14 protein-coding genes are annotated in these 14,570 nt (G+C 73.1%); 4 read left to right on the top strand and 10 right to left on the bottom strand.

The features are described 5' to 3' along the window. Positions 1–87: 87 nt before the first annotated feature. The 3 genes from DTB53_RS04100 to afsQ1 are packed head-to-tail and all read right to left on the bottom strand — an operon-like array spanning position 88 to position 2,920. Positions 88–720 carry a GerMN domain-containing protein gene (locus DTB53_RS04100; protein ID WP_012379342.1) on the bottom strand — a complete coding sequence of 211 codons (633 nt, stop codon included), beginning with the start codon at positions 718–720 and terminating at the stop codon, positions 88–90. Further along, complete coding sequence (locus DTB53_RS04095) at positions 717–2,246, bottom strand: ATP-binding protein (protein WP_012379341.1); 1,530 nt, start codon at positions 2,244–2,246, stop codon at positions 717–719. Before DTB53_RS04095 ends, DTB53_RS04100 begins: the two co-directional genes overlap by 4 nt. Then, positions 2,243–2,920, bottom strand: a complete 678-nt coding sequence (gene afsQ1, locus DTB53_RS04090; protein ID WP_006127084.1) for a two-component system response regulator AfsQ1 — start codon at positions 2,918–2,920, stop codon at positions 2,243–2,245. Before afsQ1 ends, DTB53_RS04095 begins: the two co-directional genes overlap by 4 nt. Before the next feature lie 182 nt (positions 2,921–3,102). Between afsQ1 and DTB53_RS04085 the strand changes: the two genes are divergently transcribed. Continuing rightward, positions 3,103–3,909 (top strand): SigE family RNA polymerase sigma factor, encoded by an 807-nt coding sequence (locus DTB53_RS04085; RefSeq protein WP_003966765.1) that lies wholly within the window; start codon positions 3,103–3,105, stop codon positions 3,907–3,909. Between the two features lie 237 nt (positions 3,910–4,146). Here DTB53_RS04085 and DTB53_RS04080 read toward each other — a convergent pair whose 3' ends face one another. Continuing rightward, positions 4,147–4,857 carry a uridine kinase family protein gene (locus DTB53_RS04080; protein ID WP_003966764.1) on the bottom strand — a complete coding sequence of 237 codons (711 nt, stop codon included), beginning with the start codon at positions 4,855–4,857 and terminating at the stop codon, positions 4,147–4,149. A 62-nt stretch (positions 4,858–4,919) separates the two neighbouring features. Between DTB53_RS04080 and DTB53_RS04075 the strand changes: the two genes are divergently transcribed. Continuing rightward, positions 4,920–5,339, top strand: coding sequence for a hypothetical protein (locus DTB53_RS04075; protein ID WP_003966763.1), 420 nt, complete (start codon positions 4,920–4,922; stop codon positions 5,337–5,339). A 75-nt stretch (positions 5,340–5,414) separates the two neighbouring features. Here the strand turns inward: DTB53_RS04075 and DTB53_RS04070 are convergent, their stop codons facing one another. The 3 genes from DTB53_RS04070 to deoC are packed head-to-tail and all read right to left on the bottom strand — an operon-like array spanning position 5,415 to position 8,714. Continuing rightward, a complete protein-coding gene (locus tag DTB53_RS04070; RefSeq protein WP_012379338.1) occupies positions 5,415–6,332 on the bottom strand; it encodes an aldehyde dehydrogenase family protein in 918 nt (305 codons plus the stop codon). Beyond that, positions 6,325–7,761 (bottom strand): aldehyde dehydrogenase family protein, encoded by a 1,437-nt coding sequence (locus DTB53_RS04065; RefSeq protein ID WP_003966761.1) that lies wholly within the window; start codon positions 7,759–7,761, stop codon positions 6,325–6,327. The genes DTB53_RS04070 and DTB53_RS04065 overlap by 8 nt, the downstream gene beginning before the upstream one ends. Positions 7,762–7,766: 5 nt before the next feature. After that, entirely contained in the window at positions 7,767–8,714 is a 948-nt protein-coding gene (gene deoC / locus DTB53_RS04060) for a deoxyribose-phosphate aldolase (protein WP_003966760.1), read from the bottom strand. Between the two features lie 134 nt (positions 8,715–8,848). Here deoC and DTB53_RS04055 point away from each other — a divergent pair, with 134 nt between their 5' ends. After that, positions 8,849–9,487: a PH domain-containing protein gene (locus DTB53_RS04055; protein ID WP_012379337.1), complete on the top strand. Its 639-nt coding sequence runs from the start codon at positions 8,849–8,851 to the stop codon at positions 9,485–9,487. Positions 9,488–9,566: 79 nt separating this feature from the next. On the opposite strand, the gene DTB53_RS04050 is transcribed toward DTB53_RS04055, so the two are convergent. The 3 genes from DTB53_RS04050 to DTB53_RS04040 form a co-directional block, all read right to left on the bottom strand. After that, positions 9,567–11,210 (bottom strand): phospho-sugar mutase, encoded by a 1,644-nt coding sequence (locus DTB53_RS04050; protein ID WP_012379336.1) that lies wholly within the window; start codon positions 11,208–11,210, stop codon positions 9,567–9,569. Positions 11,211–11,451: 241 nt separating this feature from the next. Then, a complete protein-coding gene (locus tag DTB53_RS04045) occupies positions 11,452–12,276 on the bottom strand; it encodes a purine-nucleoside phosphorylase (RefSeq protein WP_012379335.1) in 825 nt (274 codons plus the stop codon). Between the two features lie 116 nt (positions 12,277–12,392). Next, positions 12,393–12,830: a gamma-glutamylcyclotransferase family protein gene (locus DTB53_RS04040; RefSeq protein ID WP_003966756.1), complete on the bottom strand. Its 438-nt coding sequence runs from the start codon at positions 12,828–12,830 to the stop codon at positions 12,393–12,395. Between the two features lie 272 nt (positions 12,831–13,102). Here DTB53_RS04040 and DTB53_RS04035 point away from each other — a divergent pair, with 272 nt between their 5' ends. Continuing rightward, positions 13,103–14,542, top strand: a complete 1,440-nt coding sequence (locus DTB53_RS04035; RefSeq protein ID WP_030702601.1) for an NAD(P)H-quinone dehydrogenase — start codon at positions 13,103–13,105, stop codon at positions 14,540–14,542. Positions 14,543–14,570 lie beyond the last annotated feature (28 nt).

Here is a 14,570-nt window from a genome sequence, read left to right as displayed (position 1 = left end):
GCGACCGGCAGGATCGGTTCCGCGCGGTCGCCCGCCGCCTCCCGGACGGCTCTCCCGGACGGTCCCGCGGCCCGCGCGGGCGCCGCCTCAGTCCAGCCGGATGCTGTCCGGTGTGGTCAGGTCGCCCGGCCGGGACTTCGTCTGCGACGTGCACAGACGGCCGCGCGGCGGGTAGTCCCCGGGCCCGCCCAGCACCACCGCCCCTTCGGTGACCAGCGTCTCGCTCTCCGCGTACGTGCACACCAGCTGGGCCAGCGCCTCCGCCGACAGGTCCTCCGGCTGGCTGCTGAGGCGCACGGCGCCCGCCGGATCGCCGTCCCGGGCCGGGAGCACCCGCAGCCCCGCCGGAACCGCGGTGGTGAAGCCGGCCCGCCGCTCGTTCGCCGGGGGCGCCTGCTGGACCTCCTTGAGCAGCGCCCGGGCCACCACCAGGGGGTCGGTGTCCGTGGCGTCCGCCACCGCACGTTCCGCGGTGACCAGCTGCGAGGTGCACACCAGGTACACCGTGGTGCTCGCGCCGTCCGGCGACCGGCCGGCGGCGTCCGAGGCGGACAGCCGGCACGGGACCCGGGAGGGCGCGGCTCCCGCGTCCACCGGCACCGAGGTCGTACGGATCCCGCACCCGGAGACCAGCGCCGCGGTCGCCAGCACGGCCGCCAGCGAGGCTGCCGTACGCCGCCGGAGCGGGCCCCGCCGGTACGTGACATCGCCGCGCTTCACGTCGCCCCGTTCCCGTCCGGGGCGTCCGCTCCCGGTTCGTCGTGGTGCGCGAGCTTCTCGGCGTCGCGCGGCAGCCGCAGTTCGAAGACGGCGCCGCCGTCCGGCGAGTTCGCCGCCGTGATGTCACCGCCGTGGATGTGCGCGTTCTCCAGGGCGATGGAGAGGCCGAGCCCGCTGCCCTCCGACCGCGGCCGGGAGGCGCTGGCCTTGTAGAACCGGTCGAAGACGTGCGGCAGCACGTCCTCGGGGATGCCCGGACCGTGGTCCCGTACCTCGATGACCAGTTCCTCGCCCTCGGTCCGCACCCGCACGTCCACCGGCGAGCCCCCGTGCTTGAGGGCGTTGCCGATCAGATTGGCCAGGATCACGTCCAGCCGGCGCGGATCGAGCCGGACCATCATGCCGCGCTCCGCGTCCAGGTTCACCGCGTCCAGCCAGGCCCGCGCGTCGATGCACGCGGTCACCTGGTCGGCGACGTCGACCGTGTCCAGCACCAGCCGGGCCGTGCCCGCGTCGAAGCGGGTCACCTCCATCAGGTTCTCCACCAGGTCGTTGAGCCGCCGGGTCTCGCTGACCACCAGGTGCACGGCGGGCGCGATCATCGGGTCGAGGGTGTCCGCCTCGTCCTCCAGCACCTCGGCCACCGCGGTGATCGCGGTCAGCGGGGTCCGCAGCTCGTGCGACATGTCGGCGACGAACCGGCGGCTCGCCTCCTCCCGCGCGCTCATGTCCGCGACCTTCTTCTCCAGCGACCCGGCCGTCCTGTTGAACGTACGGGAGAGATCGGCGAGTTCGTCCGTGCCGGAGACCACGAGCCGGGTGTCGAGCTTGCCCTCGCCGAGCTTGCGGGCCGCGTCGCCGAGCCGCTGCACCGGACGCAGCACCGTCGTCGCGGCGGCCTGCGCGAGCAGCGCCGAGCCGACCAGCGCGAGGGCGGTGGCGATCCCCAGCGACCAGGCGAGCGAGTTGAGGTCCTGCCGCTCCTGGTCGAGGGACTTGAGCATGTAGCCGGTCGGGCCGCCGCCGATGATCCGCGTACCGGCGACGAGGTACGGCGTGCCCGCGATGCTCGTCCGCTGCCAGAACAGGTGGTACTCGTGCTCGTTGCTCGACGTCAGCGGCTGCTTGCGGGCCACCTGCTCCTGCAACGAGTCCGGTACGTCGTCCCGGGTGAAGGTGTCCAGGTCGGAGTAGCCCACGATCGGCTTGCCGCGCTCGCGTTCGGCCTCCAGCAGCACGCTGTAGCCCGGGCCGCTGGACGCCATCTCCCCGGCGGCCCGCTGGAGGTCGTCCTTGGTGGGCCGGGTCGGCAGCTCCGCCGCGGTCTCCTGCATCTGCCGCCGGAAGTCGTCGAGCGCGGTGTCCTGCGTACGGGTCAGCACGGCCTCGCGGTTGAGCCAGTACGCGATCCCCGAGGCGGAGACCGCCGCCGTCAGCGCCACCAGCGCGAACACCACGACCAGGCGCAGCCGCAGACTGGTCCAGCGCAGACCGGCGCGCAGGGACCGCTTGGCGGTTTCGGTCACTGAGGCGAGTCCAGCCGGTAGCCCACGCCCCGCACCGTACGGATCAGGGTCGGCGAGGACGGCACGTCCTCCACCTTCGCGCGCAGCCGCTGCACACAGGCGTCCACCAGACGGGAGTCGCCCAGGTAGTCGTGCTCCCACACCAGGCGCAGCAACTGCTGCCGGGAGAGGGCCTGGCCGGGCCGGCGGCTCAGCTCCAGCAGGAGCCGCAGCTCGGTGGGCGTGAGCTGGAGGTCCTCACCGTCCTTGGTGACGGTCATGGCGGAGCGGTCGATCACCACGTTGCCGAAGGTCGCCGAGTCGGTCGACTCGCGCTCCCCCCGGCGCAGCACCGCCCGGATCCGGGCGTCGAGCACCCGCCCCTGGACGGGCTTCACCACATAGTCGTCCGCGCCGGACTCCAGTCCCACCACGACGTCGATGTCGTCGCTGCGCGCGGTCAGCAGAATGATCGGCAGCTGGTCGGTGCGGCGGATCCGCCGGCACACCTCGAAACCGTCGATCCCGGGCAGCATCACATCCAGCACGACCAGGTCGGGCCGCTGCTCGCGCAGCAGTTCCAGACCGTCCTCTCCCGTCGCCGCGGTGGCCACACGGTGGCCCTGGCGTGACAGCGAGAGTTCGAGGGCCGTGCGGATGGCGTCGTCGTCCTCGATCAGCAACAGGAAAGGCACGGACGTCATTCTGGCCCATGGTGGCGCTTCAGTTCGACCTGCGGCCCCCTCCGATTGTCCGGGCACGGCCCCGGCCACCCCTGTGACAGCCCTGTGACAGTCGGGGGACAGCGCCATGAAACTGCCCCGGCAAGCTCTTGGTCAGCAGGGAACGAACGGACTCCACCGATAGGGGGCGCGAGATGAACGCACTGCACAGCACCAGCTCAAGCGCAGTTGTCACGCGTCTCCACGACGTCGGCCGGAGCATGGAGAAGTCCGGTGCCGCGGGGGGTACCTCCCTGCTCGAACGCAGCCGGGAGCTCGGGGGAGTCCGCGGGTGTGCTCGGAGCGCCGGGCGTCAGCACCAGACGGCCGCGGAGCAGGTGCGCGTGCCGTACATGGCGGTGGTCGACGCACCCAAGGCGGCGGCCGGCGCGTACGGGGAGGCCACGGGGGATCGCGGAACCCGGACGGAGAACGCGGACGCCGAAGCGGCGTTCACGGCCTACGTCCAGGAGCGACGGGCCTCCCTGTACGCCACCGCCTACCACCTGACCGGTGACCGGTTCGAGGCCGAGGACCTGTTGCAGAGCGCCCTCTTCTCGACGTACCGGGCGTGGGACCGGATCAGCGACAAGGCGGCGGTCGGCGGCTATCTGCGCCGCACCATGACCAATCTGCACATCAGCGCCTGGCGCAGGCGCAAGCTCAACGAATACCCGACCGAGGAGCTGCCGGAGACGGTGGGCGACACGGACGCGATGCGCGGCACGGAGCTGCGGGCGGTGCTGTGGCAGGCGCTCGCCCGGCTGCCCGAACTCCAGCGCACGATGCTGGTCCTGCGGTACTACGAGGGCCGCACCGACCCGGAGATCGCGTCGATCCTCGACATCAGTGTCGGCACGGTGAAGTCCAGCATCTGGCGCTCCCTGCGCCGGCTGCGCGAGGACGAGGTCCTCAGCTTCGGACGTGACGAGCAGGAGTCCTTCGGCGAGTTGGTGGCCTGAGGCTGGGCCCTCCGTCTCGGGGGAGGCGGGGGCCACGGGGGAGTACGGGGGAGAGGGAGAAACGGGGACCGAGGGGGTTCGGGGGAACCACGGGGGAACGGCCCGTCGCTTCGGGGGAGGCGCGGGTCACGGGGGAGACGGAGCGGGGTCGTACGGGCCGGGGGGTCCTGTACGGCCCCGCTCTCCGTGGTCCCGCGGGGCCGGACGGGAAGCCTGTACGGGCCCGCCTTCCGCGGGTCACTCCGGGACCGGAGCCCCCACGCCCGCCCGGCGGCACCGCCCCGCCGCCGCGGCGGCGAACCGCCCCAGCGCCTCCTCCTTGCCGCAGGGGTGCGCCCCCAGCGCCGTCTGGCGGGCCACGATGCGGCGTTCGGCCCGCATCAGCCGCCAGCCCCGCCGCAGCAGGAACGGCACCGACTTGCGGCCCTCGCGCAGATCCCGCACCAGGCGGCGGCGGAACGTGGTGGACGGACGGCCGCGCAGGCACAGCGCGTCGGCCAGCAGGCCCAGTTCCTGGCAGCGCGCCACGATGTCCGCCGCGAAGATGCCCTCGGCCACGAACAGCGGTGACCGCTCGATGTGGAAGACCTCGTGGTCCGTACGGGAGCTGGTGGCGATGTCGTACACCGGCACGTCCGTGCGCCCGCACCGGCACAGCTCGGCGATGGCGGCCACCGCCGCGTCCGCGTCCCAGGACCCGGCGGAGTCCCAGTCGATGTCCGTGGAGCCGGGGACCCGCGGCAGCGTCGGGTCGTCGTGCTCCTTGTAGAAGTCGTCCAGGCGCAGCACCGGGAGGCCGGTGCGGGCGGCCAGGACGGACTTGCCGGAGCCGGAAGGGCCCGCGAGCAGCACGACGCGGGTCGGGATCGGTTGGGAACTCACAGAACAGAAGTGTGAGGCATTGACCCGCGCAGGGGACCCCTCGGGCCTCCTGTTGGTATCCAGCATCACACCTCAACTACTCTGCGCGCACAGACGATTACCCGACCAGGTTCGATCAGGTGGAAAACATGGCACTTCATGCACGTAAGCCCGAGCGTCGCGCCCTGCTGCGCGCCGGTCTGACCATCACCGCCCTGGGGGCCGCCCTGGGCGCCGGCGCGGGCTCCGCCGGGGCCGTTCAGCTGCCCCCGGTCGCGGAGATCCCGGACCAGGGCGCCTCGGCGCTCCAGGCGGTCGGCGAGACCGCCGGACCGGCGGTGACCAGCGCGCTCGGGACCTCGCTGGCCAGCAGTGTCGCCCCGATCACCGACCTCCAGCTGGACCCGCTGGCCAACACCGGGGTGGACCCCCTGGACAACGCCGTGGGCACCCAGATCGCGGACTTCCAGCCGCTGACCACGGCCGTCCTCACGGACCCGATCACCAGCGGCGGCTCGCTGAGCGATCTGCCCGTGGTGGGGACGGTGACCGGGCTCGTCACCGGCTGACGCCCGGCGCGGAGGAACGGCGGACGGGGCCGCCCCGGGGTGGGAGGGCGGCCCCGTCCGGGCACCGGGTGGGCGTCAGTACGAGGAGCCGGAGGCTCCCAGGGCGCCCGTCGGGTGCCACACCGTCTTGGTCTCCAGGAACGCCGTCAGGCGGTGCGTGCCGGGGGCGGCCGACCAGTCGGTGGAGTCGGACGCGCCGTCGGCCCCCGCGGGCCGCGGGCGCAGCACGCGCTTCAGGTTGTCCGCCGCCGCGATCTCCAGCTCCTTCGCCAGCGCGGCGTCCGCGCCGGTGAGGTCGATCGCGTTGACGTCCTGGTGGGCGGCGAGCGGCGCCGCGATCTCCGCCGTGACGCCCGACAGGATGTTGACCACACCGCCGGGCACGTCGGAGGTGGCCAGTACCTCGCCCAGCGACAGCGCGGGCAGGGGGGCGTCCGCCGAGGCGACGACGACGGCCGTGTTGCCGGTCGCGATCACCGGGGCGATCACCGAGACCAGGCCGAGCAGCGAGGACTTCCGCGGCGCGAGGACCGCGACCACACCGGTCGGCTCCGGGGTGGAGAGGTTGAAGAAGGGGCCCGCGACCGGGTTCGCCCCGCCGGAGATCTGCCCGATCTTGTCGGTCCAGCCCGCGTACCAGACCCAGCGGTCGATCGCCGCGTCGACGACGGCCGCCGCCTTGGACTTCGACAGCCCCTCGGACGCCGCGACCTCGCGGACGAACTGCTCCTTGCGGCCCTCCAGCATCTCGGCGACCCGGTAGAGGACCTGGCCGCGGTTGTACGCGGTCGCGCCCGACCAGCCGCCGAACGCCTTGCGCGCGGCCACGACCGCGTCGCGCGCGTCCTTGCGGGAGGACTGCGGCGCGTTGGCGAGCCACTGGCCCTTGGAGTCGGTCACCTCGTACACCCGGCCGCTCTCGGAGCGGGGGAACTTGCCCCCGACGTACAGCTTGTAGGTCTTGAAGACGCCAAGACGGTTCTGATCAGACATCGAGGTACGCCTCCAGGCCGTGGCGGCCGCCCTCGCGGCCGAAGCCCGACTCCTTGTAGCCGCCGAACGGCGACGTCGGGTCGAACTTGTTGAACGTGTTGGCCCAGACGACGCCCGCGCGGAGCTTGTTCGCCACCGCGAGGATCCGGGAGCCCTTCTCCGTCCAGATGCCGGCCGAGAGGCCGTACTGGCTGTTGTTCGCCTTGGCGACCGCCTCGTCCGGGGTGCGGAAGGAGAGGACGGAGAGCACCGGGCCGAAGATCTCGTCCCGGGCCACCGTGTGCGCCTGGGTGACGTTCGTGAACAGCGTCGGCGCGAACCAGTAGCCCGACGAGGGCAGTTCGCACGGCGCGCTCCAGCGCTCCGCGCCCTCCGCCTCGCCGGTCTCCACCAGAGCGGTGATCCGGGCGAGCTGCTCGGCGGAGTTGATCGCGCCGATGTCGGTGTTCTTGTCCAGCGGGTCGCCCAGGCGCAGCGTGGAGAGCCGGCGCTTGAGCGCGTCCAGCACCTCGTCCTGGACCGACTCCTGGACCAGCAGCCGGGAGCCCGCGCAGCAGACCTGGCCCTGGTTGAAGAAGATCCCGGTGACGATGCCCTCGACGGCCTGGTCGATCGGGGCGTCGTCGAACACGATGTTCGCGCCCTTGCCGCCCAGCTCCAGCGTGACCTTCTTGTCCGTGCCCGCGACGGAGCGCGCGATGGCCTTGCCGACGGCGGTCGAACCGGTGAAGGCGACCTTGTCGACGTCCGGGTGCGTGACGAGGGCCTCGCCCGCGTCCCCGTAACCCGTCAGGATGTTGACGACACCCTTCGGCAGCCCGGCCTGGCGGCAGATGTCCGCGAAGAACAGGGCGCTCAGCGGGGTCGTCTCGGCGGGCTTCAGGACCACCGTGTTGCCCGTGGCGAGCGCCGGGGCGATCTTCCACGCGAGCATCAGCAGCGGGAAGTTCCACGGGATGACCTGCCCGGCCACGCCCAGCGGGCGCGGGTTCGCCCCGTACCCCGCGTGGTCCAGCTTGTCGGCCCAGCCCGCGTAGTAGAAGAAGTGCGCGGCGACCAGCGGGAGGTCCGCGTCGCGGGTCTCCTTGATCGGCTTGCCGTTGTCGAGGGTCTCCAGGACGGCCAGCTCACGGCTGCGCTCCTGGATGATCCGGGCGATCCGGAACAGGTACTTCGCGCGCTCGGAGCCGGGCAGCGCCGACCACTTCTCGAACGCCTTCCGCGCCGCCTTCACGGCCCGGTCCACGTCCGCCGCGCCGGCCCGCGCGACCTCGGAGAGGACCTCCTCGCTGCTCGGCGAGACGGTCTTGAAGACCTTGCCGTCGGCGGCCTCGGTGAACTCGCCGTCGATGAACAGCCCGTAGGAGGGGGCGATGTCGACGACGGAGCGGGACTCCGGCGCCGGTGCGTACTCGAATGCGGATGCCATGGCTATCAGTCCACCGTCACGTAATCGGGGCCGGAGTAACGGCCGGTGCTGAGCTTCTGGCGCTGCATCAGCAGGTCGTTGAGCAGGCTGGAGGCGCCGAACCGGAACCAGTGCGGGTCCAGCCAGTCCTCGCCCGCCGTCTCGTTCACCAGGACCAGGAACTTCACCGCGTCCTTGGTGGTGCGGATACCGCCGGCCGGCTTCACGCCGATCTGCGTACCGGTCTGCGCCCGGAAGTCGCGGACGGCCTCCAGCATGAGGAGCGTGTTGGCGGGGGTGGCGTTGGTGGCCACCTTGCCGGTCGACGTCTTGATGAAGTCCGCGCCCGCCAGCATCCCGATCCAGGAGGCCCGGCGGATGTTGTCGTACGTGGACAGCTCGCCGGTCTCGAAGATCACCTTGAGCCGGGCGGCGCCGCACTCGGCCTTCACGGCCACGATCTCCTCGTAGACCTTCAGGAACCGGCCGGAGAGGAACGCCCCCCGGTCGATCACCATGTCGATCTCGTCGGCCCCGGCCGCCACGGCGTCGCGGACGTCCGCGAGCTTGACGTCCAGCGCCGCGCGGCCCGCCGGGAAGGCGGTCGCCACGGACGCCACCTTCACACCGGAGCCGGCCAGCGCGGCGGCGGCGGTGGCCGCCATGTCGGGGTAGACGCAGACCGCGGCGGTGCGCGGGGTCGTTCGGTCGGTCGGATCGGGGTTGACGGCCTTGGCGGCGAGAGCCCGGACCTTGCCCGGGGTGTCCGCGCCTTCCAGCGTCGTCAGGTCGATCATCGAGATGGCGAGATCGATGGCGTACGCCTTGGCCGTCGTCTTGATCGAACGGGTTCCGAGGGAGGCGGCGCGCGCTTCGAGGCCGACGGCGTCGACGCCGGGCAGCCCGAACAGGAAGCGGCGCAGCGCACTGTCGGACGCCGTCGCGTCGGAAAATGCGGGAGCAGTGGTGGGCATGGTCACCAGGGGAGCATATCTACGCGCGTAGCGACCTGTACAGGGGGCCGGGCCGTCCGCGCGATCCGACCCTGGCGCGCGAGCGCGGGCGGGCGCTCCGCCGGGCCGGACGCCCATCGGGCACAATCGGCCCCATGACGAGCCCCACACCCCCCGCAGAGCCGCCCCACGCCGACCGGACCTACCGTTCCGTGGCCGCGCTGGTCTGCGGGTCGCTGCTGCTCCTGCTGATCGCCTGGATGGGCGGGGACGCCATGATCCGGGGCGAGGGGCGGACGCCGTGGCTCGCGGTGGCGGCGCTGCTCCTCGTGGTGCCGCTCGTCGTGGCGTTCACCCTGCGGCCCGCCGTCTTCGCGAACGACGAGCGCATCCGGGTCCGCAACCCGTTCCGGACGATCCGGCTGCCCTGGACCGAGGTCGCCGACGTACGGGCCTCGTACTCCTCCGAACTGCTCGCCCGGGACGGCACGAAGTACCAGCTGTGGGCGATCCCGGTCTCCCTGCGCGCCCGCAAGCGCGCGGCGCGCAGCGCGGCCCGCGCGGCGCACGACGACCCCTACGGCCGCACGTCGGTCAGTGCCGACGTCCGCGACGCGGCCGCGCGCACCGCGTCCGCCGACCAGACCGTCCGCGATCTGCGGGACATCGCCGAGCGGGCCGGCGACACGACCCCGGAGGGCGCGGACCGGGGCTCGGTGCGCTGGGCGTACGAGGTGATGGCCCCGGCCGTCGCGGGGGCCATCCTGCTGGTGGTGCTGGTGGCGGTGGGCTGAGGCCACGCCACCGGACGCGCCGAAGGGCCGGCACCCCACGCGGGGCGCCGGCCCTTCGGCCTTCCGGCCGTTCTGCCGGTCAGATGCCCGCGGCCGTCGCCAGGTCCCGCTTGATCCCGGCGAGCAGTTCGGCGCCCCGGGCCCGCGCTGCGGGCAGCCCGGCCGCGTCCGCCACCGGGACGACGACCTCCAGGTAGCACTTCAGCTTCGGCTCGGTGCCGCTCGGGCGGACGATCACCCGGGCCCCCTCCAGCCGGTAGCGCAGCCCGTCGGTGGGCGGCAGCCGGTCCGTGCCCTGCGACAGGTCCTCGGCCGAGGTGACCGCGAGACCGGCCAGGGCGGTCGGCGGCCGCTCGCGGAGCCGGGTCATGGCGTCCGCGATGACGGAGAGGTCCTCCACCCGCACCGAGAGCTGGTCGGTGGCGTGCAGGCCGTGCGCGAGCGCCAGGTCGTCCAGCAGGTCCAGGAGCGTACGGCCCCCCTGCTCCTTGAGTACGGAGGCGAGCTCGGCGACGAGCAGGGCGGCGGTGATGCCGTCCTTGTCGCGGACGCCCTCGGGGTCGACGCAGTAGCCGAGCGCCTCCTCGTAGCCGTACCGCAGGCCGTCCACCCGGGCGATCCACTTGAAGCCCGTCAGCGTCTCCTCGTAGCCCAGGCCCGCCTTCTCCGCGATCCGGCCCAGCAGCGACGACGAGACGATCGACTCGGCGAAGACCCCCGTCGCGCCCCGCTCCACCAGGTGCGCGGCGAGCAGCGCGCCCACCTCGTCGCCGCGCAGCATCCGCCAGCCGCCCTCGACGGAGCTGTCGGGCACGGCCACGGCGCAGCGGTCCGCGTCCGGGTCGTTGGCGATGATCAGGTCCGGTGCCGCCCGGCGTGCGGTGGCGAAGGCGAGATCCATCGCGCCGGGCTCCTCCGGGTTGGGGAAGGCCACGGTGGGGAACGCGGGGTCGGGCTCCGCCTGCTCGGCGACGAGGACCGGCTCCGGGAAACCGGCCCGGGCGAACGCGGCGGTCAGCACGGAGGTGCCGACGCCGTGCAGGGCCGTGTAGACCGTGCGCGCGGTACGGGGGCTGTCGGGGGCCAGGACCGCGTCCGTACGGGCGAGGTAGGCGGCCAGGACCTCGTCGCCGAGGGTCTCCCAGCCGTCCTCGGGGCGTACGACGCCCGCCAGCGGGCCGACCGCGTCGATGGCGGCCGCGATCTCGCCGTCCGCCGGGGGCACGATCTGGGAGCCGTCGCCGAGGTAGACCTTGTAGCCGTTGTCGCGGGGCGGGTTGTGGCTGGCGGTGACCTCGACGCCGGCGACGGCGCCCAGGTGCCTTATGGCGTACGCCAGTACGGGGGTGGGGAGCGGGCGGGGGAGCACGGCGGCACGCAGTCCGGCGCCCGTCATCACCGCCGCCGTGTCGCGCGCGAACTCCGCCGACTTGTAGCGGGCGTCGTAGCCGATGACGACGAGCCCGCCCTCCTGCCCCTGGGCCTTCAGGTAGGCGGCGAGCCCCGCCGCCGCCCGGATCACCACGGACCGGTTCATCCGCATCGGCCCGGCCCCGAGCTCCCCGCGCAGGCCGGCGGTGCCGAACTGGAGCGTGCCCGCGAAGCGGGCGGCGAGTTCCTGGGTGTCGCCCGCCTCGACGATCGCGCCCAGCTCCGCGCGCGTCTCGGGGTCGGGATCCTCGGCCAGCCAGGTATGGGCCTGCGCGATGAGGTCGTGCTGCACGGGGTCCGCCTTTCGGGGGTGCGGAGGGGGTACGGGGGTGGGGGCGGGTGTCGCGGGGCGTGGGTGGGCCCGCGCGGGCTGTTCCCCTCCCCGCCGCTTCCCGGAACCGGGGCTCCGCCCCGGGCCCCGGTCCTCTGGCGCCGGACGGGCCGGAAGGCAGCCGGGCGGGCCGAGGAGAGGCGGGAACGGGCGGAGCCGATCCCCGGAGGGCTCGGCCGGGACCGGTCCCGGAGGGCTCGGCTCAGACGCGGTCGAGCACCCGGGCCAGCAGCGCGCCCATCCGGGTCGCCGAGTCGCGGCCGGCCTGGAGGACCTCCTCGTGGTTGAGGGGCTCTCCGGACAGGCCCGCCGCCAGGTTGGTGACGAGGGAGAGGCCGAGCACCTCGGCGCCCGCCTCCCGGGCCGCGATGGCCTCCAGGACCGTGGACATGCCCACCAGGTCGCCGCCCATGACCCGGACCATGTTGATCTCGGCCGGGGTCTCGTAGTGCGGGCCGGGGAACTGGACGTAGACGCCCTCTTCGAGGGTCTCGTCGATCTCCTTGCACAGCGCGCGCAGCCGCGGGGAGTACAGGTCGGTCAGGTCGACGAAGTTGGCGCCGATGATCGGGGAGGCGGCCGTCAGGTTGATGTGGTCGCTGATCAGGACCGGCTGCCCCGGGCGCATGCCCTCGCGCAGACCGCCGCAGCCGTTCGTCAGGATGACGGTCCCGCAGCCCGCGGCCACCGCCGTACGGACGCCGTGGGCGACGGCGGCGACGCCCCGGCCCTCGTAGAAGTGCGTGCGGCCGAGGAAGACCAGGGCGCGCTTGTCGCCGATGCGGTACGACCGGACCGTGCCGCCGTGGCCCTCGACCGCGGGCGCCGGGAAGCCGGGCAGGTCGGTCACGGGGAACTCGGCCTCCGGGACGCCGAGTGCCTCGCCCGCGGGCGCCCAGCCGGAGCCCATGACCAGGGCGACGTCATGGGTCTCGGCGCCGGTCAGCTCGCGCAGGCGTGCGGCGGCCCCGGCGGCGGCTGCCCGCGGGTCGCCCTGGATGTTGTCCGGAATAACAGATGCGTTCACGCGGACGAGCGTAACCGCTCGATCCCTACGCGCGTAGATGTACGGGCGCAAAGACGTGCCGCGGGTCTTTGTGGTTTCGCACGAACACGGTCCGGCCGGACCGTCTCCGGCCCTGCTCAGCAGGGGCGCTTGCGCAGCTCCATCACATAGTCGTGCGGTGCGCCGGCGGACTCCGCGGCGTCCGCGATCTCGCCGAGATAGCGCGCCGACGGCAGTCCGCCCTCGTAACCGTTCAGCACGTACATCCAGGCCGGTTCCTCGCCGTCCAGGGTGTGCACGCGGATGCGCATCCGGCGGTAGATGTCGAGTCCGACACCCTCCCAGCGATCCATGGAGTCCTCGTCCATCGGCGCCAGGTCGTACAGGGCGACGAAGACCTGGGAGCGCGGCGCCTCCACCACGGTGGCCAGCGCTCCCTCCCAGCCCATCTGCTCCCCGCCGAAGGTCAGCCGCCAGCCGTTGAGCCAGCCGGTGCTGCGCATCGGGGAATGCGGGGCGCGGCGGGTCATCAGCCGCGCGTCGAGGTTGCCGGCGTACGCGGCGTAGAGCGACATGGGACCGAGGGTACGGGAGGTGGGCGCGGGAGCGGCGGTTCCTGTGACGAAGGCCCCGGTCGGGGGAGTGCGAGGGGGCCCGCGGCCGGGTCCCCGGCGGTCCGTCCCCGTGCGGCGGACCCCCTCCGTCCCGTATGGAGGGCCCCGGGGCGAAGCACGTTGGCGCGTGCGGGACAATGGAGTACGTACTGCATTCCCCCGGGGCGATCCCCCGGACCCCCGGCCGGGGCGGCAGACGGCCGCGGGGCAACCCAACGCGAGGCGGACTTTTCGTGACCCGGATCGTGATCATCGGCGGCGGCCCCGGCGGCTACGAGGCAGCCCTGGTGGGCGCCCAGCTCGGCGCGGAGGTGACCGTCGTCGACTGCGACGGTCTGGGCGGGGCCTCGGTCCTCACCGACTGCGTGCCCTCGAAGACCCTGATCGCCACGGCCGAGGTGATGACCACCTTCGACTCCTCGTACGAGGAGCTGGGCATCATCGTCGCCGACGACACCCCGCACGTGGAGCAGGCCGCCCGGGTTGTCGGCGTGGACCTCGGCAAGGTCAACCGGCGGGTCAAGCGCCTCGCGCTCGCCCAGTCCCACGACATCACCGCCTCCGTCACCCGGGCCGGCGCCCGCGTGATGCGCGGCCGGGGCCGGCTCGACGGGCTCCAGGCCGCCGACGGCTCCCGCCAGGTCGTCGTCACCGCCGCCGACGGCACCGAGGAGCGGCTGACCGCCGACGCCGTGCTGATAGCGACCGGCGGCCACCCCCGGGAGATCCCCGACGCGCAGCCCGACGGCGAGCGCATCCTGAACTGGACCCAGGTCTACGACCTCGACGAGCTTCCCGAGGAGCTCATCGTCGTCGGATCCGGCGTCACCGGCGCCGAGTTCGCCGGGGCCTACCAGGCGCTCGGCTCGCGCGTCACGCTCGTCTCCTCCCGCGACCGGGTGCTGCCCGGCGAGGACCCGGACGCCGCCGCCGTCCTGGAGGACGTCTTCCGCCGCCGCGGGATGAACGTCATGGCCCGCTCCCGCGCCCAGTCCGCCAAGCGCGTCGGCGACCGGGTCGAGGTGACGCTGGCCGACGGCCGGGTCATCACCGGCTCGCACTGTCTGATGGCGGTCGGCGCGATCCCGAACACCGCGGGCATGGGCCTGGAGGAGGCCGGCGTACGGCTCAAGGACTCCGGGCACGTCCTCACCGACCGGGTCTCGCGCACCAGCGCCCCCGGCGTCTACGCGGCCGGTGACGTCACCGGGATCTTCGCGCTCGCCTCGGTCGCCGCGATGCAGGGCCGTATCGCGATGTACCACTTCCTCGGCGACGCGGTCGCGCCGCTGAACCTCAAGGCCGTCTCCGCCAACGTCTTCACCGACCCGGAGATCGCCACCGTCGGCTACAGCCAGGCCGACGTCGACGCGGGCAGGATCGAGGCCCGGGTCGTCAAGCTGCCGCTGCTGCGCAACCCGCGGGCCAAGATGCAGGGCATCCGCGACGGGTTCGTCAAGATCTTCTGCCGCCCCGGTACGGGGATCGTGGTCGGCGGCTGCGTGGTCGCGCCGCGCGCCAGCGAGCTGATCCACCCCATCTCGATCGCGGTCGACAACAACCTGACGGTGGAACAGATCGCAAACGCATTCACCGTGTACCCGTCCCTGTCCGGATCGATCGCCGAAGTGGCCCGGCAGCTGCACACCCGCAAGCTCACGGGCGAGGGCTGAGGACCCGGGAAGTCCCCGCATTCGCGGC

Origin of the sequence: Streptomyces griseus, assembly GCF_900460065.1 — a bacterium.
Classification (GTDB): Bacteria; Actinomycetota; Actinomycetes; order Streptomycetales; family Streptomycetaceae; genus Streptomyces; species Streptomyces griseus.
Note: the sequence above shows the minus strand (reverse complement) of the source record. Positions and strands in the feature narration are given on the sequence as shown.

Coding starts and splice junctions, on each gene's coding strand:
- deoC (WP_003966760.1), bottom strand. CDS start 8,714: ATGCCCACCACTGCTCCCGCATTTTCCGACGCGACGGCGTCCGACAGT.
- DTB53_RS04065 (WP_003966761.1), bottom strand. CDS start 7,761: ATGGCATCCGCATTCGAGTACGCACCGGCGCCGGAGTCCCGCTCCGTC.
- DTB53_RS04055 (WP_012379337.1), top strand. CDS start 8,849: ATGACGAGCCCCACACCCCCCGCAGAGCCGCCCCACGCCGACCGGACC.
- DTB53_RS04070 (WP_012379338.1), bottom strand. CDS start 6,332: ATGTCTGATCAGAACCGTCTTGGCGTCTTCAAGACCTACAAGCTGTAC.
- DTB53_RS04075 (WP_003966763.1), top strand. CDS start 4,920: ATGGCACTTCATGCACGTAAGCCCGAGCGTCGCGCCCTGCTGCGCGCC.
- DTB53_RS04080 (WP_003966764.1), bottom strand. CDS start 4,857: ATGCTGGATACCAACAGGAGGCCCGAGGGGTCCCCTGCGCGGGTCAAT.
- DTB53_RS04085 (WP_003966765.1), top strand. CDS start 3,103: ATGAACGCACTGCACAGCACCAGCTCAAGCGCAGTTGTCACGCGTCTC.
- DTB53_RS04040 (WP_003966756.1), bottom strand. CDS start 12,830: ATGTCGCTCTACGCCGCGTACGCCGGCAACCTCGACGCGCGGCTGATG.